The 21,961-nt window shown below is 30.1% G+C and carries 14 protein-coding genes and 1 tRNA gene; 9 read left to right on the top strand and 6 right to left on the bottom strand.

The window, feature by feature from the left end; translation table 11 throughout:
• Positions 1–1,428 (top strand): pyruvate kinase, encoded by a 1,428-nt coding sequence (gene pyk, locus KO506_RS07435; protein WP_215994266.1) that lies wholly within the window; start codon positions 1–3, stop codon positions 1,426–1,428.
• Between the two features lie 75 nt (positions 1,429–1,503).
• Here the strand turns inward: pyk and KO506_RS07440 are convergent, their stop codons facing one another.
• Complete coding sequence (locus tag KO506_RS07440; protein WP_215994267.1) at positions 1,504–3,801, bottom strand: M20/M25/M40 family metallo-hydrolase; 2,298 nt, start codon at positions 3,799–3,801, stop codon at positions 1,504–1,506.
• A 108-nt stretch (positions 3,802–3,909) separates the two neighbouring features.
• Between KO506_RS07440 and KO506_RS07445 the strand changes: the two genes are divergently transcribed.
• Positions 3,910–4,377 carry a CBS domain-containing protein gene (locus KO506_RS07445; protein WP_215994268.1) on the top strand — a complete coding sequence of 156 codons (468 nt, stop codon included), beginning with the start codon at positions 3,910–3,912 and terminating at the stop codon, positions 4,375–4,377.
• Between the two features lie 2 nt (positions 4,378–4,379).
• Here KO506_RS07445 and KO506_RS07450 read toward each other — a convergent pair whose 3' ends face one another.
• Positions 4,380–4,733 (bottom strand): hypothetical protein, encoded by a 354-nt coding sequence (locus KO506_RS07450; protein WP_215994269.1) that lies wholly within the window; start codon positions 4,731–4,733, stop codon positions 4,380–4,382.
• Positions 4,734–5,735: 1,002 nt separating this feature from the next.
• Positions 5,736–5,809 (bottom strand) — tRNA-Asn (locus tag KO506_RS07455).
• Between the two features lie 186 nt (positions 5,810–5,995).
• Between KO506_RS07455 and KO506_RS07460 the strand changes: the two genes are divergently transcribed.
• From KO506_RS07460 to KO506_RS07470, 3 genes are all read left to right on the top strand, one after another.
• On the top strand, positions 5,996–8,728 hold the full coding sequence (locus KO506_RS07460; RefSeq protein ID WP_215994270.1) for a 2-oxoglutarate dehydrogenase E1 component: 2,733 nt from the start codon (positions 5,996–5,998) through the stop codon (positions 8,726–8,728).
• A 188-nt stretch (positions 8,729–8,916) separates the two neighbouring features.
• Positions 8,917–10,131 carry a 2-oxoglutarate dehydrogenase complex dihydrolipoyllysine-residue succinyltransferase gene (gene odhB, locus KO506_RS07465; protein ID WP_215994271.1) on the top strand — a complete coding sequence of 405 codons (1,215 nt, stop codon included), beginning with the start codon at positions 8,917–8,919 and terminating at the stop codon, positions 10,129–10,131.
• 114 nt (positions 10,132–10,245) lie between these two features.
• Positions 10,246–11,832, top strand: coding sequence for a TlpA family protein disulfide reductase (locus KO506_RS07470; RefSeq protein WP_215994272.1), 1,587 nt, complete (start codon positions 10,246–10,248; stop codon positions 11,830–11,832).
• Between the two features lie 76 nt (positions 11,833–11,908).
• Here the strand turns inward: KO506_RS07470 and KO506_RS07475 are convergent, their stop codons facing one another.
• Together KO506_RS07475 and KO506_RS07480 are read right to left on the bottom strand one after the other, a co-directional pair.
• Positions 11,909–12,511 (bottom strand): carboxymuconolactone decarboxylase family protein, encoded by a 603-nt coding sequence (locus KO506_RS07475; RefSeq protein WP_215994273.1) that lies wholly within the window; start codon positions 12,509–12,511, stop codon positions 11,909–11,911.
• A 4-nt stretch (positions 12,512–12,515) separates the two neighbouring features.
• Positions 12,516–14,708: a T9SS type B sorting domain-containing protein gene (locus tag KO506_RS07480; protein WP_215994274.1), complete on the bottom strand. Its 2,193-nt coding sequence runs from the start codon at positions 14,706–14,708 to the stop codon at positions 12,516–12,518.
• An 82-nt stretch (positions 14,709–14,790) separates the two neighbouring features.
• Here KO506_RS07480 and KO506_RS07485 point away from each other — a divergent pair, with 82 nt between their 5' ends.
• Together KO506_RS07485 and recJ are read left to right on the top strand one after the other, a co-directional pair.
• Positions 14,791–15,225 carry an OsmC family protein gene (locus KO506_RS07485; protein WP_215994275.1) on the top strand — a complete coding sequence of 145 codons (435 nt, stop codon included), beginning with the start codon at positions 14,791–14,793 and terminating at the stop codon, positions 15,223–15,225.
• 34 nt (positions 15,226–15,259) lie between these two features.
• Complete coding sequence (gene recJ, locus KO506_RS07490) at positions 15,260–16,945, top strand: single-stranded-DNA-specific exonuclease RecJ (RefSeq protein WP_215994276.1); 1,686 nt, start codon at positions 15,260–15,262, stop codon at positions 16,943–16,945.
• 11 nt (positions 16,946–16,956) lie between these two features.
• On the opposite strand, the gene KO506_RS07495 is transcribed toward recJ, so the two are convergent.
• A complete protein-coding gene (locus tag KO506_RS07495) occupies positions 16,957–17,325 on the bottom strand; it encodes an SPOR domain-containing protein (protein ID WP_215994277.1) in 369 nt (122 codons plus the stop codon).
• 195 nt (positions 17,326–17,520) lie between these two features.
• On the opposite strand from KO506_RS07495, the gene KO506_RS07500 reads away from it, so the two are divergent.
• Complete coding sequence (locus KO506_RS07500; RefSeq protein ID WP_215994278.1) at positions 17,521–18,825, top strand: c-type cytochrome; 1,305 nt, start codon at positions 17,521–17,523, stop codon at positions 18,823–18,825.
• A gap of 72 nt (positions 18,826–18,897) precedes the next feature.
• Complete coding sequence (locus KO506_RS07505; protein WP_215994279.1) at positions 18,898–21,960, top strand: TAT-variant-translocated molybdopterin oxidoreductase; 3,063 nt, start codon at positions 18,898–18,900, stop codon at positions 21,958–21,960.
• The last annotated feature ends 1 nt before the right edge of the window (position 21,961 follow it).

Here is a 21,961-nt window from a genome sequence, read left to right on the forward strand (position 1 = left end):
ATGGCACACAGTAATAAAACAAAAATAGTTGCAACTTTAGGACCTGCAATAGATACTAAAGAGAAAATGAAAGAACTAGCCATAGCTGGTGTAAATGTTTTTCGAATTAATTTTTCTCATGCAAACTATGACATTGTAGAACAAAATGTAAATAGAATTAGAGAAATAAATGAAGAAAACGGATTTAACATTGCCATTCTAGGAGATTTACAAGGACCAAAATTAAGAGTTGGTGTTATGGAAGATGATGTAGAATTAAAAGATGGAGACACTTTTACTTTTACAACAGATGAGTGTATTGGTACCAAAGAAAAAGCTTTTATGACTTACCAACGTTTTCCTAAAGATGTAAAAGCAGGAGAACAAATTTTAGTAGATGATGGTAAATTACTTTTCGAAGTAATATCTACCAACAAAGAAAATGAAGTGGTTGTTAAAGTGTTAGTTGGTGGGCCTTTAAAGTCTAAAAAAGGTGTAAACTTACCAAACACAGATATTTCTTTACCTGCTTTAACAGAAAAAGATATGGAAGATGCTGTTTTTGCAATAGGGTTAGAAGTAGATTGGATTGCTTTATCTTTTGTAAGAAATCCAGAAGATTTAAGAATGTTACGCGATTTAATATCACAACATTCAGAATATAGAATTCCTGTTATTGCAAAAATAGAAAAGCCAGAAGCTGTTAAAAACTTAGACGCATTAATACCTTATTGTGATGGTTTAATGGTTGCTCGTGGAGATTTAGGTGTAGAAATACCAATGCAAGACGTACCATTAATTCAAAAGAAATTAGTTAGAAGAGCAAAAAGAGCAAGAATACCTGTAATTATTGCTACTCAGATGATGGAAACAATGATCGATAATTCTGTACCAACTAGAGCAGAGGTAAATGATGTTGCCAATTCTATTATGGATGGTGCAGATGCTGTTATGCTTTCTGGAGAAACATCTGTAGGTAAACATCCATTAAGAGTTATTCAAAAAATGTCTGAAATTATTAGAGCAACAGAAAACTCTAGAATGATAAAAGTGCCACAAGAAGCACCACATATTAGAACCAATAGATTTATAACAAAATCTATTTGTCATCATGCAGCAATGATGGCTAATGATACAGATGCAGCTGCCATTTCTACTTTAACAAATAGTGGTTATACAGCATTTCAAATTTCTTCATGGAGACCTAGAACACACGTTTTAGCTTTTTCTACAGAAAGAAGAATATTAGGTAAATTAAATTTACTTTGGGGAGTTAAAGCGTATTATTACGATAAAAACTTAACTACAGATGATACTGTAGAAGACATAAATAGAATAGCTAAAGAAAAAGGTTATGTAAAATCTGGTGATTTAATTATCAATTTGGCTTCTATGCCAGCAGAAGCTAGAGGTATGGTAAATACTTTAAGAGTTTCTGAAATTGAGTAATTAATTTCTGATAATTAAAATTAAAAAAAGCGTTTTGAATTTTTCAAAACGCTTTTTTTATGCTTTTATAATTGGCTATAACTTTAATTTTTTACTGATGATAATAGCATCATTAGTAACAAAAGGCATAGGCATCATTTCTTCGGATCTTGGATTTATAGAGAAGTTAGAGTTGGTTAACAAATCATAAGAAATCTCATTTAATATAACATCTAGTTCTTGGTTTACATCAATGGTAAATGATATTGTTAAATCTTCATCAGAATTTGCAAAATGATAAATTAAAAATGTTCCGCTTTTTTTAGTGTAGTTTTTCCCTTTTAGAACCAAAGCATCATTAACTTTAAATTGTTTTAAAGTGATTTTATTTTTGGTGATAAATTCTAATTTATTCACTTTTCTTTTAGGTGATATAACTAGTTCTAAAAAACGATTATTACCAATTATTGTATCTATATCTACGCTAATATCCGAAGGTAAAATATTTCTATAATCTGTTTTTTTATGATACTTAAAACGTGTGTTGTATTTGCTTTTAGTTTCCGCATTTTTAATACTTCCTTTTGTGGCAGTTTTATCAAAAATTTGTTTTGTAAAGTTGTCTAAAATATTGTTGTAAGTGCCAAAATATGCAGTTTTATCATCAGAATTTTGAATGTAAACAATGCTGTTTGGTTTTTTATTATCAACAGAAAAATTACTATTATAAGAAGCTAATCCGAAGAAAATAAAAGTAAGAATTATACTAAATCTCAACATCCATTTAGCTTTTTTATTGTAAAAAACAAGTGACATTAACCCAAAAATTAAGGCGATTAAAATGCCACTTATAAAAAGATTTTTTAAACCTAAACCAACAGGAAACATCTGTATCATAGGCGAAAAAATGTAAATAGTGGGTATAGATAAAATTGTAAATAATATACGATTTGAGCGATCATCAAAATACATAAAAAGAGAAATAGCTAAAATGAATAAAGCTATAAATACAGGAATTATAAAAAAACCAGCACCTTTTAAATAATTACTAATAAAAAGGTTGATAATTAGCCATATAAATATTGGAGCAATGAGTAAATCTCTTGTTTTTTTCTGTTTTTTAAATAATTTGTAAACGATGAGTAAGATGGTTAGGTTTAAAAATACAAAAGCAAAAATATAAGTGTAGCCATTGTAAGTAAAACCATGTAAAATGTCTTTATAATGAGGGTGAATAGTCTCTATAAGTTGCCAGCCATAAAATGAAATTACACCACATATAACAATAGAAATTAAAAAAGGAATAAAGCCCATTAAACTACCTTTTATTGTTATTTTTTTTGATGAAAATCCGTAGATTAAAAGTAGAATAAAAATAACAACTGCAATTATTAACATTGGTGTAACCCATGCAAAAGGATAGGTTAACATTTTTATAAAAGGAAAATTAACATAAACTAAATCTTCATCAGAATTTAGGTTTTCTAAATCAGAATTGGAAAAGTAATTAAGCGATTGCATTAAGTAATCTGCTTGGTGTAAGAGGGTTTCTCTGTCTAGCCTTTCATAAGTGTCTTGTGTTGTATGATAATCGAAATGATCATCAATAAAAGCAAAATTGAATCCATTTATATTGGCATCTTCTCTAAAAACGGTTAAATCTGTATCATTAGGTAATTTCTTATAAATGCTATACATTAAAGAATTTGCTACAGGAAAATTAGGTTTGGCAGCTAAAAATTCAGTTAATAATTTACTGTTTTTTCCATTTGTTTCCATTAACATATAACTAGGACCTCCACTTCCTCTTGCTTCAAAGTTTAAAACTAAACCAACATCTTTTGCCCATTTATGATTATCAATAAAAGCTTGTGCTCCTAACAAACCCAGTTCTTCAGCATCAGAAATTAGAATAATTATATCGTTTTTGTGCGATTTATTATTTGCTAAAAAAGCCCTAATACCTTCTAAAATAGTTACTACTCCAGAACCAGCATCGCTTGCGCCTTTAGAAGAATGGGGGCTAGAATCGTAATGAGTTAAAAGTAGTAAAGCTTTTCCGTTTTCAGTACCTTTTATTTTTGCTATAATGTTTTCTGTTGTTGTTGTTGCCATCCATTTTTTATTAATGGTGGTTTGGGTTTGTATTTCGGTTTCTAAACCCATTTTTTGCAACACGTTTACTATGTAGTTCTGAACATTTTTATGTTCTTTTGTACCTACAAAATGTGTATTCTGACTAATATTTTTTAGATGATGTAGCGCATTATTTTTAGAAAACTTAGTTACTAAACTTATTTTTTCATTATCTAAAGATGGTTTTAAATCATAAAAACTCCAATAAATAACAGCTAAAAGTATGAGTACAGATAAGACTGATGATAATCTTTTCATTTGGTTGTTCAATTTTTATAAAAGTACTAAATAAAAAAAACTTTGTACAAATGTTAAAATAGAACAGAAATTTCTGTAAATTTAAAAACAACTTAAAACTAACTTATTATGGGTATTAAAAGCTTTCAAGGAAAAAGAGATACAAGTCAAGGAAATGAAGAGTCTCAAATTTTAGTTTCTGATTATATGACAAAAAAATTAGTAACTTTTAAAGCAGAAGATTCTTTAGATGTAGTAATAAGTCAATTAATTAAATATAAAATTTCTGGAGGGCCAGTTGTAAATGATAAAAATGAGTTAATTGGTATTATTTCTGAAACAGATTGTATTAAACATATTTCTGAGAGTAAATATTATAACATGCCTTCTGATACTAATAATACTGTAGGTAAATATATGGTTACAGATGTAGATACTATAGACAAAGACATGAATATTTTTGATGCGGCTTTTAAATTTATATCTTCTCACAGAAGAAGATTTCCTGTTATAGATAATGGTAAATTAATTGGTCAATTAAGTCAAAAAGATGTTTTAAAAGCAGCTATTATTGTAAAAGGTAATACTTGGAAGTAGTGTTAAGATTCTTTTTTAATTAACAAAAACAGTTCGTTATCTAGTGCTAAATAACCTTGATCATAAATGTAAAAATAGGTGTTACCTGTTTTTGTTTTATAGATCGATGTAAAGAAATTAAAATCGAAACCATTATTGTAAAGTTTTGTTCTGGTTACTTTGGTTTTACCAGAAACGTTTAATTCTGATAAGATTTTGTGATTTTTTCTAAGTCTATTATTAATATTTCTAATAAGATTTTTACTGTCTTTATTTACTTTATTATTGTAAGAGTTTCTGCAATAATCAGAACAAAATTTTTTGTCTATTCTTCCTTTTACAGGCGTTTGGCATTCTAAACACAGTTTATTTTCCATAATTGTAAATGTACAATAAACTTACTCGATTACAAACGTTTACCATTGGCTTAGTACTACCTACATCTGGATAAACGTTTCCTGTAAATAATTTACTTAAAAGGAGAAGCCTTATTTTGGGGATAATTTTTGGTGTAAGGCTACTTTGTAAGTACTGAAGGATTAGATGAGGTGATATGCGAAACATCTAAAATGTCATGATTTGAAATGAGTTTTATTTTTCTATGTGTCTAATCTGTAATCCATAGCTTACTTTTTTTAACAAAAGTTTTTATTACAAATGGTTTAAGCACAAGTCAAAAAAAAGGAATATTAAAGTAGAATAAAGAATTATTAAACTTTTTTTAAGTTGATAGATGATTCTCTGATATTTAGTCGTCCATTTAAAATAAAGGTTTGTGGTATGTAAAAGCCTTATTTTCTATTTGATCTAGTTGTAGTTTTGTTCTAGATTGTCTAATATCATAGGTTAGTTGTTTTACAGAAGATATTGGTATATATAATTTTTTCTATTCTAGGTTTTGAAAACCCAGTAAAAGTTACATCTGCAGGTATTGAAAAACCAACTTTTTTCTTTTTTTAAAAAAAAGGGTAAAAAAATACCATTATTTTTTATGATAAAACTTGATTGTTAAACCTAATTCCTACTTTATAGTAAATATTTTTTAAGTGCAAAGAATTTAAAAAGTATATCAAAACTAAATTTGGATATACTTTTCTTAAGCCTTTATTTACTAAAAATAGAATTTATACAAGTTTATATAATAACTCGTTTATTTACTTAATTGTATTTAATAATGTAAGGTTAAAAGCAGTTAAAAGAATAAATAATCCCTGTTTTTTAAAGTTAATTAGTTGTGTTTTTGATGCAAAAAACAGGTTAAATGCTTGAAAAAAAGATTGATATGTTTTTTTTGATATTAAATAAATTGAAAATCTAGAAATAGATACAATTACTAAAAACAAAAAAGCCTTATCATTTTTGATAAGGCTTTTTTTAAGCTCCCCCTCTTGGGCTCGAACCAAGGACCCTCTGATTAACAGTCAGATGCTCTAACCAACTGAGCTAAGGAGGAGTTTGCTTCACTTATTTTGTGATTAGCGAGTGCAAATATATATCTTTTTCTAATATTGCCAAATACTTTTGTAAAAAAAATAAAAAAAAACATTTAATTTTTTTATTGCAGAAAAAAACATAGTTTTTAACATTTATTGTATTTTTGTGAGTCATGATAGCTTATTAAAAAAGCATAAACTATAATATGGATAAATTTTCGTTTTTAAACGCAGTACATACAGGCTTTATAGCTGATTTATATGACAAATATTTAATCAATCCAGATTCAGTTGAACCAAGTTGGAGAAGTTTTTTTCAAGGATATGATTTAGCAAATGAAAATTACTCATTAACTGATGAAGAAGAATCTGTAGAAATACCTCAAGAAGTTCGTAAAGAATTTTTAGTTGTAGACTTAATTAATGGGTATAGAACTAGAGGTCATTTATTTACAAAAACTAATCCTGTTAGAGATAGAAGACAATATCAACCTACTTTAGATATCGAAAATTTTGGTTTGTCCGAAAACGATTTAGAGATTGAGTTTTCTGCAGGAGATATTCTTGGTTTGGGTAAAACATCGCTATCTAATATTATAGATAATTTAAAAAGTATTTATTGTGATTCTATTGGTGTAGAATACACTTACATGCGTAATCCAGAAAAATTGAAATGGTGGAATGATCGTTTAAATAAAAATGATAACCATCCAGATTATAGCACAGAAGCTAAAAAATACATTTTAGGTAAATTAAATCAAGCAGTAACTTTTGAAAGCTTTTTGCAAACAAAGTATGTAGGGCAAAAACGTTTTTCTTTAGAAGGTGGAGAAACTTTAATACCAGGTATTGCTGTAATGTTAAGAGATGCAGCAGAAAAATTTGGTGTAAAAGAATGTGTATTAGGTATGGCTCATAGAGGGCGTTTAAACACATTAGTAAATATCTTTAAAAAACCAGTAAGAGAACTTTTTAGCGAATTTGAAGGTAAAGATTTTGAAGATGAAGATATAGATGGAGATGTAAAATATCATTTAGGTTTAACTTTAAGTAAAACTTATAGAGATGGTAATGAGATTAAAATGAACTTAGTGCCAAATCCATCGCACTTAGAAACTGTTGCAGCTGTAGCAGAAGGAATTACAAGAGCTAAAATCGATAGAAAATATGATGGTGATTCAAGTAAGATATTACCAATCATAATACATGGAGATGCTGCAATTGCAGGTCAAGGAATTGCTTATGAAGTGGTTCAAATGGCAAAATTAAATGGTTATAAAACAGGAGGAACTGTACATATTGTTGTAAATAACCAAATAGGTTTTACAACCAATTATTTAGATGCGCGTTCAAGTACATATTGTACAGATGTTGGTAAAGTAACTTTATCGCCAGTTTTACACGTAAATGCAGATGATACTGAAGCTGTTTGTCATGCAATGGAAATGGCTTTAGAATTTAGAATGCGATTTGAAGCCGATGTTTTTATAGATTTATTAGGATATCGTAAATATGGGCATAATGAAGGTGATGAACCTCGTTTTACACAACCAAAATTATACAAAGCAATTTCAAAGCATAAAAATCCGAAAGATATTTATGCTTCGCAATTAATTGAAGAAGGTAGTATAGATAAAAGTTATTTAACTTCTATTACTAATGAGTTTAAAGAAATGCTGAATACTGAGTTCGATAAATCTAAAGAAGATACAACTTCTAAGGTTAAAGAATTTATGGAATCTACTTGGAAAGGTTTTGAGCGTCAAGAAAAAGGTGCTATGCTTACTACTTTAGATACCTCTTATTCAGAAGAAAACTTAAATAATATTGCAAAAATAGTTTCTACTGTGCCAGAAGGAGCTAATTTTGTTAGAAAAGCAGAAAGAATCTTACAAGGTAGAGCAAAAATGGCATTCGAAACCAATGAATTAGATTGGGGAATGGCAGAAAACTTGGCTTACGGTTCTTTAATGGAAGAAGGTTTTAATATTCGTATTTCTGGGCAAGATGTAGAAAGAGGTACTTTTTCTCACAGACATGCTATTTTAAGAGATGAAGTTTCTGAAGAAAGAATAAACCTACTAAATATTAACCCTAATAGTAAAGGTAAAATGACGATTTACAACTCGTTATTATCTGAATATGGGGTTTTAGGTTTCGATTATGGTTATGCAATGGGTAACCCTAATACATTAACAATTTGGGAAGCTCAGTTTGGAGATTTTTCTAATGGAGCACAGATAATGTTCGATCAATATATTTCTGCTGCAGAAGATAAATGGAAAGCTCAAAACGGAATTGTTGTTTTATTACCTCATGGTTATGAAGGGCAAGGTTCTGAGCACTCGTCTGCAAGAATAGAGCGTTATTTACAATTATGTGCAGAAGATAACATGACAGTTGCAAACTGTACAACACCTGCAAATTTCTATCATTTATTACGTCGTCAAATGAAACGTAATTATAGAAAACCTTTAATTGTATTTACACCAAAAAGTTTATTACGTCATCCAAAAGCTGTAAATACAATACAAGAATTAGCAAATGGCGAATTCCAAGAGGTTATAGATGATACTTTAAATACTGATGGAGTTAAAAAAATGGTGTTCTGTATGGGTAAATTCTATTACGATTTATTAGCAGAAAGGGAAGAGTTACAAAGAGATGATGTTGCTTTAATTAGAATAGAGCAATTATTCCCTTTACATGAAGAGAAAATTCAGAAAATAATAGACAGATATCCAAATGTTACAGAATATATTTGGGCACAAGAAGAGCCTAGAAATATGGGTGCTTGGAGTTATATGTTACAACGTTTTGAGTTAAAGAACTTAAGTGTTCGCTCTCGTAAATATTATGCAGTACCAGCTGCAGGTTCTAGTACACGTTTTAAAAAGCGTCATAGAGCAGTAATAGATAGTGTTTTTAGTAATGAATAAATGCGTTAAGGATAGAAACGACATCCTTTTTTACTATCAGTTCAAGTAAAATTTCTTTTTCAGAAATTTTGTGTCGAGAACAAAGTAAAAAAGATATAGTGTAAAGCCTGTTAAAACGCCCAAATAATAAAACGAAAAATTAAATTAAAATAGCTGATTAAATTCAGCATAAAGTAAAACCAGAACTGATGAGTGTCTTAGAAATGAAAGTTCCTTCTCCAGGAGAATCGATTACAGAAGTAGAAATTGCAACTTGGTTAGTTGAAGATGGAGACTACGTAGAAAAAGATCAACCAATTGCAGAAGTAGATTCTGACAAAGCAACTTTAGAATTGCCTGCAGAAGAAAGTGGTATTATCACTTTACAAGCAGAAGAAGGTGATGCTGTTGCTGTAGGTGCTGTGGTTTGTTTAATAGATACATCTGCTGCAAAACCAGAAGGTAGTGAGGCATCTGCACCAAAAGAAGAAGCTCCAAAAGAAGAGAAAAAACCAGAAGTAGCAGCTCCAAAAGCAGCAACTTACGCTACTGGTACAGCTTCTCCTGCAGCTAAAAAAGTATTAGCAGAAAAAGGAATTGCTTCATCTGCAGTAAAAGGTACAGGTAAAGATGGCAGAATTACTAAAGAAGATGCTGTAAAAGCAGTACCTTCTATGGGTACTCAACCAGCAAATGGTTCTAGAGGTACAGAGCGTAAGAAAATGTCTATGTTACGTAGAAAAGTTGCGCAACGTTTAGTAGCTGTAAAAAGCGAAACTGCAATGTTAACTACGTTTAACGAGGTTAATATGCAACCAATTTTCGATTTACGTAATGAGTTTAAAGTAGCTTTTAAAGAAAAACACGGAGTTGGTTTAGGCTTTATGTCTTTCTTTACTTTAGCAGTAGTTAGAGCATTAAAATTATTTCCAGATGTTAATTCTATGATTGATGGGGATTTCCAAATAAAACACGATTTTCAAGATATTTCTATTGCAGTTTCTGGTCCTAAAGGATTAATGGTACCTGTAATTAGAAATGCAGAAAACTTATCTTTTAGAGGTGTAGAAAGTGAAGTAAAACGTTTAGCTTTAAGAGCTAGAGATGGGCAAATTACTATTGATGAAATGACAGGAGGTACATTTACAATCACAAATGGTGGTGTATTTGGTTCTATGTTATCTACACCAATTATCAACCCACCACAAAGTGGAATTTTAGGAATGCACAACATTGTAAACAGACCAATGGCTGTAAATGGAGGAATTGTTATTCAGCCAATTATGTATGTTGCTTTATCTTACGATCACAGGATTGTAGATGGTAGAGAATCTGTTGGTTTCTTAGTAGCTGTAAAAGAAGCTTTAGAAAATCCAGTTGAATTGTTAATGGATGGTAATCCTGCAAGAGCATTAGAAATGTAAGCAGTATTATTGTTAGATAAATATTAAAATCCTGAGCTTTTGCTTGGGATTTTTTCGTTTTATAAAGTTAGGTATTCTATAAAGTTATATTTTTATTCGAAAAATTAAAATTATATGAAAAAAATTGCCCTAATAGTTTTACTGTTGATTCTCTCTTGTAGTAAACCTACAAATAACTCACAAGCTAAAGATGACGTTAAGAAAAAGGATAAACTATTAGAAAAATACAATCCATCTTCAGATAAAGTTGTAATTACAGGAACTACAGATGATATTATAGGTTTTCAATATTTAAATATTAGTACTGAAAATAATATTGAATATTATAAACCTAATGATTTTAAAAAAGAAATAATTGGAGATTCTTTACATTTAGTTTTAAGTTCAATCGATAAACCACTATTTGCAGAAGTTTCTGCAAGTGGAAAAAATAAAAATTTTTATCGTGGTTGGGTGTTTATAATTCCAGGAGATACTGTAAAAATGAGTATCAAAAAAGGGAAAATGAAATTTAAAGGAAGAAATGCGATTTACAATAATTTTTATGGTGAATTAGATAAAAACACACCTCAATATAACAGAAATCCATATAATGGTAGCTTAATGGACTATAAAAAGAAGGCGAAGTCAATTTATAATCAAAGAACAGCTTACTTTCATAAATTTATAGAAAAGCATAAAATTGAATCAGAATATTTTATAAATACAATTACAATAAATTTAAGGCATAGATACTTGCATAATCTAATGAGTCCAGCAAATGTAAAAGCTCAGTTTTTAGAAGGTTGTTATTTTAATGAATCAGATGTGTTGTATTCGTTAATGTATAAAGAACAAGATAAAAACCCTGAAACCATTATAGATTTAAATAATTATTTTGAATCTATTTCACTTAATGAGTTTAAAAATCAAGCAGCTTTTGATAATTCTATGTTTTTTAGAATGAATATCAATGGATATATTAGAGACTATTTCTTGAAACCTAACTTAATTCCTTTTTCAAAAGAAAAGTTTATCGCCGAAAAAGAATTTATAGAAACAAATTTTGAAGGTGATATAAAGATTTTTGCTATTAAAGAATTGATTCGAGAGTTTCATGCAAAAGGATTTGGAAAAAGTAAACTTACTATTTCTTTGCTAAGAAATGTTATAAATGATTATGAAAAAGAATTTACTAAGCCTTCTTATATTGAGCTTATTGAAAAGGTTAAAGAAGATTTAAATAATTATAAATTCGACTTAAGCGAGTATGCACTAAAGAGTAAGTTTATAAATATTAATGGTGATACTTTAAGCTTAAAAGAAGTATTTAATCGTTCAAAAAAAAGAATTAAAGTAGTAGATTTTTGGGCAAGTTGGTGCCCTCCTTGTGTAAAGCAAATTAATGAGGGGAAAGCTTTTAAAGATCGTTTAGTGGTTGAAAATAATGTAGAGTGGATTTATATTTCACCTGAAAAAAATTATGAAAAGTGGTTAAAAGCAAATGAAAAATACAAGCACACTTTAAATTTTTATAATTCATTTTTTCTGATAAAAGGGCGTTCATCTTCACTTTCTAAGTATTTTAAAATTAATCAAATTCCTAGGTATATTATTTTTGATCAGCAAAATACAATCATTTTAAATAATGCACCTTCACCTTTAGAAAATAAAGTTTTTGAAAGTATTATTGATGATATTTATGATAATAGAAATCAGTAATTTTCTTACAAGAGAGCTAAAATAATTAACAAAACCCCAAGCAAAAGCTTGGGGTTTTGTTAATTATTTTTAGATACTAATACTTAGAACCATCGTGTTTGCCAACTTCAAAACCGTGTTTTCCTAAATATTGATTACCACTATCAATGGCTCCTTCTTCCATAGTTGTTCCCATAGAATCATTCCATCTATTTAAATATCCGAATAAAGAAATTACACCTAACATTTCTACAATTTCTCCTTCATCCCAATACTTGTAAAGTTCAGTTTTTATTTCAGCATTTACAGCATTTGGTACCATGGAAGCAGCTAAAGAAAAATCTAAAGCAGCTCTTTCTGCATCTGAAAATGCTGGATGAGTTTTATATTCCCAAATATTATCTAACTGTTCTTGTTCTGCTCCATAACGTTCTGCAGCTCTAATTGCATGTGCTTGGCAATATCTACAACCAGTTGCGTTACTTGAAACCCAAGCAATCATTCTTTTTAAAGCAGAAGTTACACGTCCTTCATTAGCCATAACAGCCATATTTAAGTTGATAAATGCTTTAGAAATTGCAGGTCTTCTTTGCATTGTTAAAACTGAATTTGGACAAAAACCCAATGTTTCATTAAAGAATTCTGCTAATTTTTTTGTTTCTAAATCGTGTTCTGCTGATAAAGGTGTTACTAATGCCATTTTATTATTTTCTTATTAAACTAAAATTTCCTATTTTTTCTATAAATAAACCATTTACATCTGTTAGTCTTACTTTAAACCAATAACTATTAGATGGTAATTTTTTTCCTTGATAATTGCCATCCCAACCTTGACTATTTTCATTAAATTGATAAATGAGGTTTCCATATCTGTTATAAATTAAAACTTCGGATGAAGTATAGAAAGTGGTGTCATAACCTGTTATTTTCCAAAAATCATTAATACCATCTTCATTAGGCGTAAAAAATTTTGGATAAGCCAAAACAGAAAACACAAAGCTTTCAGTTCCACAGCCACTAATATCATTTATATATAAGGTATGAGTCCCTGTGGATAAATTATCGAAAAAACCATCACTCTTATAATTTCCAAATTCATCATCAATAGCAAATTCATATTCTCCACTACCTAAATCTAAATTAATTATTTGAATAGAATTGTTATTAGAATCATCAGAAATTAGTACATCATCTATAGTAATTGTTGCTTTTTCAGAATCTTTTACAAAAATAGTTTGTTCTAAAGATACACAGCCAGCATCAGAAATTGCGCTTACTGTATAAATTCCAGAACTATTAATATTTATAGTTGATAAATTTCCAGATAAATGTTCACCGTCTTTTTTCCAAACATAGCTATAATTTCCAAGTGGATTTGTAGTTTCTAAATCAATAGATCCTATATCTGCACATAAAACATAGGTGGTTTGCAATACATCAAATTCTGGAATTGTATTATCTACAACTGCAGTAATTTCAGTTCTTGCAGAAGAAATACAACCAGAATTATTAGCTTCTAGATAATAACTTGTAGTTGCATTTAAATTAGGAGTTGTAAAATTATCACCAATAAAAATTGGAATTGTACTTGTTGTAGATTCAAACCAATGTACATCACCATCAGAAGCAGATGCATTTAATGTTGCAGTTCCTGAACAAATTAAATCGTTAGTTGTATTTGTAATTGTAGGTTTTTCGAGAACAGTAATAGTAACTGGAATTCTTGGAGAAGTTGTACAGCCATTTACACTTACAGAAGCGTAAAATGTTGTAGTAGTAGAAATATTATTTACCGTAAAATTAGTACCTCTTGCTAATTCTGATGTTGAGTTGATATTCGAATTTTCATACCAAACGATTTCTCCTTCACTTGCTATTGCACTAATGGTAGCGTTTCCAATTTCACAAATTGAAGCATTTGTGGTAGATGTAATTTGAGGAATATAAATACTAGTAGAAGCAACAATATTTAGAGTAGGATCTGAAGGGATACCATATTCTACAATATAACCTTGTGGATAATAATCATTATCAGGTTGCACACCACTAATATTTGGTAAATCATTCCATTTACCAGGAACACCAAGATTTGGGTGTGTAATATGTGCATAATCTTCATTGCCTCCAAAATCGTTAGGTTCATTACCAGCAGTATGCCAATTGGCAAATTCGCCAGCAGGTGAGCTTCCATTTCCAGAACCATTCCAAAAAACAGTTCCAGCTTCTGGTCCTGTAACCCATTTCCAAACCCCTTCAGTTTCTTCGTCAGAACCACCAATCCAACCAGCTCCAGATGCTTGTTCACCTGCAAAATCGGCTTCAATTTGGCTTGTTAAAGTTGCTAAATAACCTTGTCTTCCATAATAAGACCTGTTTTCTGCAGCAGTTTTAGCATCTTTCCAAGTGATTCCAGTTTTAGAAACAAATTCATAAAAATGATCTGTAGAAGGTAGGTAATTAGCATCACCAATACTTAAAGAAAAGAATTTTTCTGGTGTAATACTATTAGAGTTTGTATTAAAAACTACATCTTTTACAGCATTTTCTAATTCTGTTAATAATATTTCTGTTCCAAAATTAGCGGAAGTTAAAGTTAGTTTTCCTTCATTAGAATTCCAGGAAGTTGTTATGTTTGGATGGTTGCCCATCAACTCTAAAATATCAAAACCTAATTGATATCCTGTAGATATTTGAATAAAAAAACTTGCTATAGTAGTATCATCTGGATCAGAAATTGTAAAATCAGTAACAATTTTAATGGAGTTACCAGGGCAAAAACGTTGTCTGCCAGATGCTGTTATAGAAGGTGCTAAATCTGCTTGAGAATACGAAAATGAGGTAATCATCAAAAAAAGAAAAGTGATTAAATTTTGTTTAATTTCTACAGATTTGTGCATTTTTACGAATATCTAATTTGTGTTTTCTTATTTTTGTTGAATAGCACAATTTAAGACTTCAAAATTAATAAAAATATAAAATATGGCTAAAAATGTAGTAACTACAGTTTGGAAAGAAAATATGCAGTTTGAATCTGATAACCCAAGTGGACACAATTTATTTATGGACGCAGGTGAAGAAAGTGGTGGTAAAGGCGAAGGTTTTAGGCCTAAAGCGCTTATGTTGTCTTCTTTAGCAGGCTGTTCTGGTTTAGATGTGGTTTCTTTATTAAAAAAAATGCATGCAGAAGTTGCTGATTTTAAAATTGAAGTATCAGCAGAATTAACAGATGAACATCCTAAATTTTACAATAAAGTAAAAGTAGATTACCATTTTACAGACGCAGAATTACAGCCTAAAAAAATACAGAAAGCAGTAAACTTATCTGTAACAAAATATTGTGGAGTTATGGAGATGTTTCGTCAATTTGCAGAAGTAGAAATAGAAATTCACTTACATAATTTAGAGAATAACTAAGAATTTATTTAAGTAAAATCAACATTAAATTGCTATGAGATGGACCTTAAAATCTAAACCAGAAAAAGAAAAAGTAGATAATCTAGCAAATGCTTTAGGTGTTGATAAAAGCATTGCAACAATTCTTTGTCAGAGAAATATTGAAACTTTCGAAGAAGCAAAAAAGTATTTTAGACCAAGTTTAGATGATATTCATGATCCTTTTTTAATGAAAGATATGGATTTGGCAGTTCAAAGAATTGAAAAAGCCATTTCAGAAAATGAAAACATCTTAATCTATGGTGACTATGATGTAGATGGAACAACTGCAGTTTCTTTAATTTCATCTTATTTAAAAACGATTCACAACAATATTGCAACTTACATTCCAGATAGATATGCAGAGGGTTATGGAGTGTCTTATTTAGGAATCGATTTTGCAGAAGACAATGATTTTTCTCTAATCATAGCCTTAGATTGTGGTATAAAAGCAATTGAAAAAGTTGCTTATGCTAAAGAGAAAAATATAGATTTTATTATTTGCGATCATCATAAACCTGGAGATAAAATTCCAGAAGCAGTTGCAGTTTTAAACGCAAAAAGAGAAGATTGTAATTATCCTTTTGATGAATTGTGTGGCTGTGGAGTAGGGTTTAAGTTAATACAAGCTTTAGGTTCAAAAAGAAATAAAACAATTCAAGATTTTTTACCTTATTTAGATTTAGTGGCTACTGCAATTGCTGCAGATATTGTACCTATGAATGGCGAAAATCGGGTCTTAGCTTTTCATGGCTTACAAGTTATCAATCAAAATCCTAGAAATGGAATCAAAGCAATAATTCATCAAATTAAAAAGAAAGAACTTACTATTACTGATGTTGTTTTTGTTATTGCACCAAGAATTAATGCAGCTGGTAGAATGAAACATGGCAATTATGCTGTTGAATTATTAACTGAAATGGATTTTGATACAGCAGTAGATTTTGCTGCAGAAATTGAAATTTTTAATGCTGATAGAAAAGATTTAGATAAGAAAATTACTAATGAAGCTTTAATTCAAATTATTGATAATGAAGAAGAAAATAAGTTCTCTTCTGTTGTTTTTCAAGATGATTGGCATAAAGGTGTAATTGGTATTGTAGCTTCTAGATTAATAGAAAAATACTACAGACCAACTTTAGTTTTTACAAAAAGTGGTGATAAATTAGCGGCATCAGCAAGATCAGTAAAAGGTTTTGATGTCTATGAAGCTTTACATAAATGCGATGAGTTTATAGAACAATTTGGTGGTCATAAATATGCTGCTGGTTTAACTTTATTGCCCGAAAATTATATCAATTTTAAAAATAAATTTGAAGAAGTTGTATCAAAAACTATCGATAAATCCTTATTAACTCCAGAAATTGTAATTGATTCTGAAATAGAATTATCAGAAATAACACCAAAATTTTTTAGAATTATACAACAAATGGCACCTTTTGGACCTCAAAATATGAAACCCGTTTTTAGATCGAATTGTGTAAGGGATAATGGTTATGGTAAAAAAGTAGGTGCAGACCAAACCCATTTAAAACTGGGTGTTTTTCAAGGTGATAACAAAAAAACAATGAATGCTATTGGTTTTAATTTAGGTGATAAAATGGAATTTGTACAAGATGATTTTGATATCGTTTATACTTTAGATGAAAATGAATGGAATGGTTATAAATCCATTCAATTGATTTTAAAAGATTTAAAGTAAAATCATGAATCTTATTTCCCTAAAGGGATAACAATAAGGCCAGAAAATTTTTCTGAAAAATTGATAATTGCTTTATCTGCCTCAAGTTTTGTTTTATATCTTCCAACTAAAACTTTCCAATCTGGTTTGTTGTAGTCTAATTCAGTATAAACTCCAGGAAATTCTAACCTAAATTTACTTCTTAAACTTCTGGCTTTGGTTTCGTTACCATAATATATTTGAATAATATACCCATAACCATAAGTTTTGTTAAAAGATCTTTTTTTAGTTATTAAACGCTTAATTTCTGGACTACTATTTGTAATGTTTTGAGCTGTAATTCCTTGAGAACAGAATATGAATAATAAAAAGATAAATCCCAAAAAAGCATTGTTTTTCATATAAAATAATTTCTACAAAAATAACGACTACAAATAGAATATATTGACAACTACTGTTATTTAGAATTGTTATAAATTAATATTTAACGCGGCTTTCCTATTTTAATTTTTAGCAATATGTACTACTTTTGTCCAACTGTTCAAAAAGCGTTTTTTGAGCTATTTTATACACGATACTAAAAATAGTTTGTAAATATGAAAAGTGTAGCGTTACACAGTAATCTAACCAAGGTTCTTCTTAAGAGTTTTACAATTATTCTGTTTTTTGCATTTAGCTTGTCTTCTTTTTCACAAGATATAGATGAAGCGCGCCAAAAAGAAGGTAGAAAAATTTTTAAATCTTTATGTGCTTCTTGTCATAAATTAGATAAGAAATTAATTGGTCCTGCTTTAGGTGGGGTTGAATTGCGTAGAGAACATGATTGGTTAAAAAGTTGGATTAAGAATAATGCAGAGTTTAGAGCTTCTGGTGATAGAGATGCTATTGCTATTTTTGAAGAATACAACGGTTCTGTAATGTCTGCTTTTCCTCAGTTGACTGATAAGCAAATAGACGATATCATATATTATACTACTGTTGGTGATCCAGTTAAAAAAGTTGTTGGTGATGTTGCTGTTTCAAATGGTGGTTCTAATCAAGGTAGTGCTCCAAAATGGATTATATACTTTTTAGCAGGGGCAATAGTAGTTGCTTTTTTAATGATTGCTAGTTTACTAAAGCAAGTAAATGAATTAAAAGGTAATACATCTCCAGAATCAACATCAAATCTTAAAAGAGATTTGCATGAAGTTTGGGCTGGCTTAAAAAGAAATACTTTTTTACAGGTTCTGTCTACGATATTTGTCTTATTGATGGGGGCTTATTTCCTTTTTGGAACTTTATTTAAAGTTGGTGTTAATGAGGGATATATGCCTCTACAGCCTATTGCTTTTTCTCATAAAATTCACGCAGGAGATAATAAGATTGAATGTCAGTATTGTCATACTTCAGCAAAACACAGTAGACACTCAGGAATACCATCTGTAAATGTTTGTATGAATTGTCATAAAAATATTTCAGAGGTTGCAGAAGGAACTCAGGTTGAGTGGGATGGAATGACTTATGGTAAGGCTGAGTTAGATAAAGAAATTGCAAAAGTGTATGATGCTGCAGGTTGGGATGCTGATGCCTTAGAGTATACAGGAGAAACTAAGCCTGTGAAATGGGTTAGGATTCATAATTTACCTGACTTTGTTTATTATAATCACTCTCAGCACGTAACTGTTGCAGGTTTAGAATGTCAGAAATGTCATGGTCCTGTAGAAGAATATGATGAGATGCGTCAATTCTCACCTTTAACTATGGGTTGGTGTATTGATTGTCATAAAGAAACTAAAGTGGATTTAAAGGGTAATGAATATTATGCTAAAATTCACGATGAGTTAGCGAAAAAATACAATGTAGATCAGGTTACTATTGCTCAATTAGGGGGTAAGGAATGTGGTAAATGTCACTATTAATTAAAAGATTCAAATATTAAAAGATTCAAAAATTGTTTTTAAATTTTTTAATCGTTAAATAATAAATAAAGAATGGCTTCAAACAAAAAATACTGGAAAAGTGTTGAGGAACTAAAAGATAGTTCTATTGTTGAAACGCTGAGTAAAAATGAATTTGTAGAAGAAATTCCTACGGATCAGTTTTTAGGTGATAAAGAAACATTAGAGAAAACTTCTACTTCACGTAGAGATTTCTTAAAATATGTTGGTTTTACTACTGCAGCAGCTTCTTTAGCGGCTTGTGAGGGTCCTGTTAGAAAGTCTATACCTTACGTTGTAAGGCCAAATGATATTATTGCAGGAGTTGCAGATTGGTATGCTACTTCTATTGCTGATGGTTACGATTTTGCAAATGTTTTAGTAAAAACTAGAGAAGGTCGTCCAATTCAAATAATGCCTAATAAAGATGCAAATGGAACTACTAGTGCAAGAGTACAAGCTTCTGTTTTATCTTTGTATGATGAGAAACTTAGATTAAAAGAGCCAACCAAAGCTGGTGAATCTATTTCTTGGTTAGATGCAGATAAAGAAATTGCTCAAAAATTAAATAACTTAAAAGAAAGTGGTAAATCTGTTGTTTTATTAACAGGAACAATGGCTAGTCCTTCTACAGATAAAATTATTTCAGAATTTATTACTGCAAATCCAAATGCAAAACATGTTGTATATGATGCAGTTTCAGAATCTGGTGCTGCAGATGCTATGTTAGCAATGTATGGAAAACGTGCTTTGCCAAACTATCATTTAGATAAGGCAAAAACAATTGTTTCTTTTGGTGCGGATTTCTTAGGAGATTTTCATGGAGGGTTTGAAAAGCAATTTATTGCAGGTAGAGATCCAAAAACCGGTCACATGTCTTACCATGTGCAGTTTGAAAGTAATATGTCTTTAACTGGTGCAAATTCTGATAAAAGAGTGGTTTTAAAGCCTTCTGATCAAGTATTTGCTTTGTTAAATTTATATAATGCAATTACTGGTAATGCTGTTGCTTCTAAATCAACTCCTGTAGATGCTGAAGTTAAAAGCATGGCTACAGAGTTAAAGAAATCAGGTTCTAAATCTGTTGTTTTAACAGGGTTAAATGATAAAAATGCACAATTAGTTGCTTTTGCAATTAATGAAGCATTAAACAGTGAAATTTTTGATACTACTAATTCTTTAAATGTTCGTCAAGGAAATGATGCAGAAGTAGTAAAATTAGTTTCAGATATAAAATCTGGTAAGGTTGCAGGATTAGTTTCTTATAATGTAGATCCAGTTTATACTTTGTCAAATTCATCAGAATTTTCTGAAGGATTAAAGAAATTAGAATTATCTGTTGCGTTGTCAACAGAAAAGAATGCTACAGTAGATGCTTCTAATTATGCATTGCCAGCTCCACATTTCTTAGAGTCTTGGGGAGATACGCAGTTTGATTCTGTTACTTATGGTTTAATGCAGCCAACTATTCAGCCTTTATTTAATACACGTCAATTTCAAGACACTTTATTAAAATGGTCTGGTAGTTCTGTAAAATATTACGATTATTTAAAAACTTACGCTGCTGAAAATGTTTTAGGAGGTTCTTCTTGGAACACAGCTTTACATAATGGTTTCTTTACAGCTGAGTTAGTTGCAGAAGAAGCTACTTTTGAAAGCACGGTTTCAGTTATAGATGCAGCTAATCAATTAGCAAGCTCAGCAAAAAAAGCAACAGGTTTTGAATTAAACTTATATACTAAAACTGGTTTAGGAGATGGTAAACAAGCAAACAATCCTTGGTTACAAGAATTTCCTGATCCAATCACTAGAGCTTCTTGGGATAACTATTTAACTATTTCTATTGCTGATGCAAAAGAATTAGAGTTTGAAAACCCTGTAAAAGATAATGGAGCTATAGATGGAAATTTTGCTAAAGTAACTGTAAATGGTGTAGAAGTTACTGTTCCAGTAATGATTCAACCTGGTCAAGCTAAAGGTTCTGTAGGTTTAGCGTTAGGTTATGGTAAAACTTTTGGTTTAAAAGAAGAAATGCAAGTAGGTGTTAATGCTTATCCATTATATAATGGAGGTAATAACATTCAATATAATGTTAAAGTTGAAAAAGTATCAGGTAATCATAAATTTGCTTGTACTCAGGTGCAAAAAACAATTGCTGGTCGTCATGATATTTTAAAAGTGGCATCTTTAAAAGAGTACAATACTGTTGCTCCTAAAGATCATCATCATGGATGGAATAAACCATCAATGGTTTCTTATGATCATCAAGAAGTAGAAGCTAATACTATTGATTTATGGGATGAACATAACAGAGAAATTGGTCATCACTTTAATTTATCAATAGACTTAACATCATGTACAGGTTGTGGTGCTTGTGTTGTTGCATGTCATGCAGAAAACAATGTGCCAGTAGTTGGTAAAAATGAAGTTAGAGTTGGTAGAGATATGCACTGGTTGCGTATTGATAGATATTACTCTTCTGAAGTAGAAACAAGAGAAGAGGCTAAAGAGTTAGGTTTAGGAAGAGGTGAAATGTATGAAGCATTAGAAACTGAAGCTGAAAACCCAGAGGTTACTTTTCAACCAATGATGTGTCAGCACTGTAATCATGCTCCTTGTGAGACTGTTTGTCCAGTTGCAGCAACTTCACATGGTCGTCAAGGACAGAATCAAATGGCTTATAACAGATGTGTAGGTACAAGATATTGTGCAAACAACTGTCCATATAGAGTTCGAAGATTTAACTGGTTTAATTATGCAAATAATAGCGAGTTCGATTTTAACATGAACAATGAGTATGGTAAAATGGTTTTAAATCCAGATGTTGTAGTTCGTTCTAGAGGAGTTATGGAAAAATGTTCAATGTGTATACAAATGACACAAGCAACTATTTTAAAAGCTAAAAAAGAAGGAAGGCCAGTAAATACAGATGAGTTTGAAACAGCTTGTTCATCTGCTTGTACAACTGGGGCTATGGTTTTTGGAGATGTTAATAACAAAGAAGATCAGGTAGCTGCTTTAGCAGAAGACAAAAGAGCTTACAATGTGTTAGATTACTTACAGACAAAACCTAATGTAATCTATCAAGTGAAAATAAAGAATACAAACGAAGCGTAAT

Origin of the sequence: Polaribacter vadi (genome assembly GCF_018861005.1) — a bacterium.
Classification (GTDB): Bacteria; Bacteroidota; Bacteroidia; order Flavobacteriales; family Flavobacteriaceae; genus Polaribacter; species Polaribacter vadi_A.

Bases quoted from the DNA above. Each gene is read 5' to 3' on its own strand.
- pyk (WP_215994266.1), top strand. From the start codon at position 1: ATGGCACACAGTAATAAAACAAAAATAGTTGCAACTTTAGGACCTGCA.
- KO506_RS07440 (WP_215994267.1), bottom strand. From the start codon at position 3,801: ATGAAAAGATTATCATCAGTCTTATCTGTACTCATACTTTTAGCTGTT.
- KO506_RS07445 (WP_215994268.1), top strand. From the start codon at position 3,910: ATGGGTATTAAAAGCTTTCAAGGAAAAAGAGATACAAGTCAAGGAAAT.
- KO506_RS07450 (WP_215994269.1), bottom strand. From the start codon at position 4,733: ATGGAAAATAAACTGTGTTTAGAATGCCAAACGCCTGTAAAAGGAAGA.
- KO506_RS07460 (WP_215994270.1), top strand. From the start codon at position 5,996: ATGGATAAATTTTCGTTTTTAAACGCAGTACATACAGGCTTTATAGCT.
- odhB (WP_215994271.1), top strand. From the start codon at position 8,917: ATGAGTGTCTTAGAAATGAAAGTTCCTTCTCCAGGAGAATCGATTACA.
- KO506_RS07470 (WP_215994272.1), top strand. From the start codon at position 10,246: ATGAAAAAAATTGCCCTAATAGTTTTACTGTTGATTCTCTCTTGTAGT.
- KO506_RS07475 (WP_215994273.1), bottom strand. From the start codon at position 12,511: ATGGCATTAGTAACACCTTTATCAGCAGAACACGATTTAGAAACAAAA.
- KO506_RS07480 (WP_215994274.1), bottom strand. From the start codon at position 14,708: ATGCACAAATCTGTAGAAATTAAACAAAATTTAATCACTTTTCTTTTT.
- KO506_RS07485 (WP_215994275.1), top strand. From the start codon at position 14,791: ATGGCTAAAAATGTAGTAACTACAGTTTGGAAAGAAAATATGCAGTTT.
- recJ (WP_215994276.1), top strand. From the start codon at position 15,260: ATGAGATGGACCTTAAAATCTAAACCAGAAAAAGAAAAAGTAGATAAT.
- KO506_RS07495 (WP_215994277.1), bottom strand. From the start codon at position 17,325: ATGAAAAACAATGCTTTTTTGGGATTTATCTTTTTATTATTCATATTC.
- KO506_RS07500 (WP_215994278.1), top strand. From the start codon at position 17,521: ATGAAAAGTGTAGCGTTACACAGTAATCTAACCAAGGTTCTTCTTAAG.
- KO506_RS07505 (WP_215994279.1), top strand. From the start codon at position 18,898: ATGGCTTCAAACAAAAAATACTGGAAAAGTGTTGAGGAACTAAAAGAT.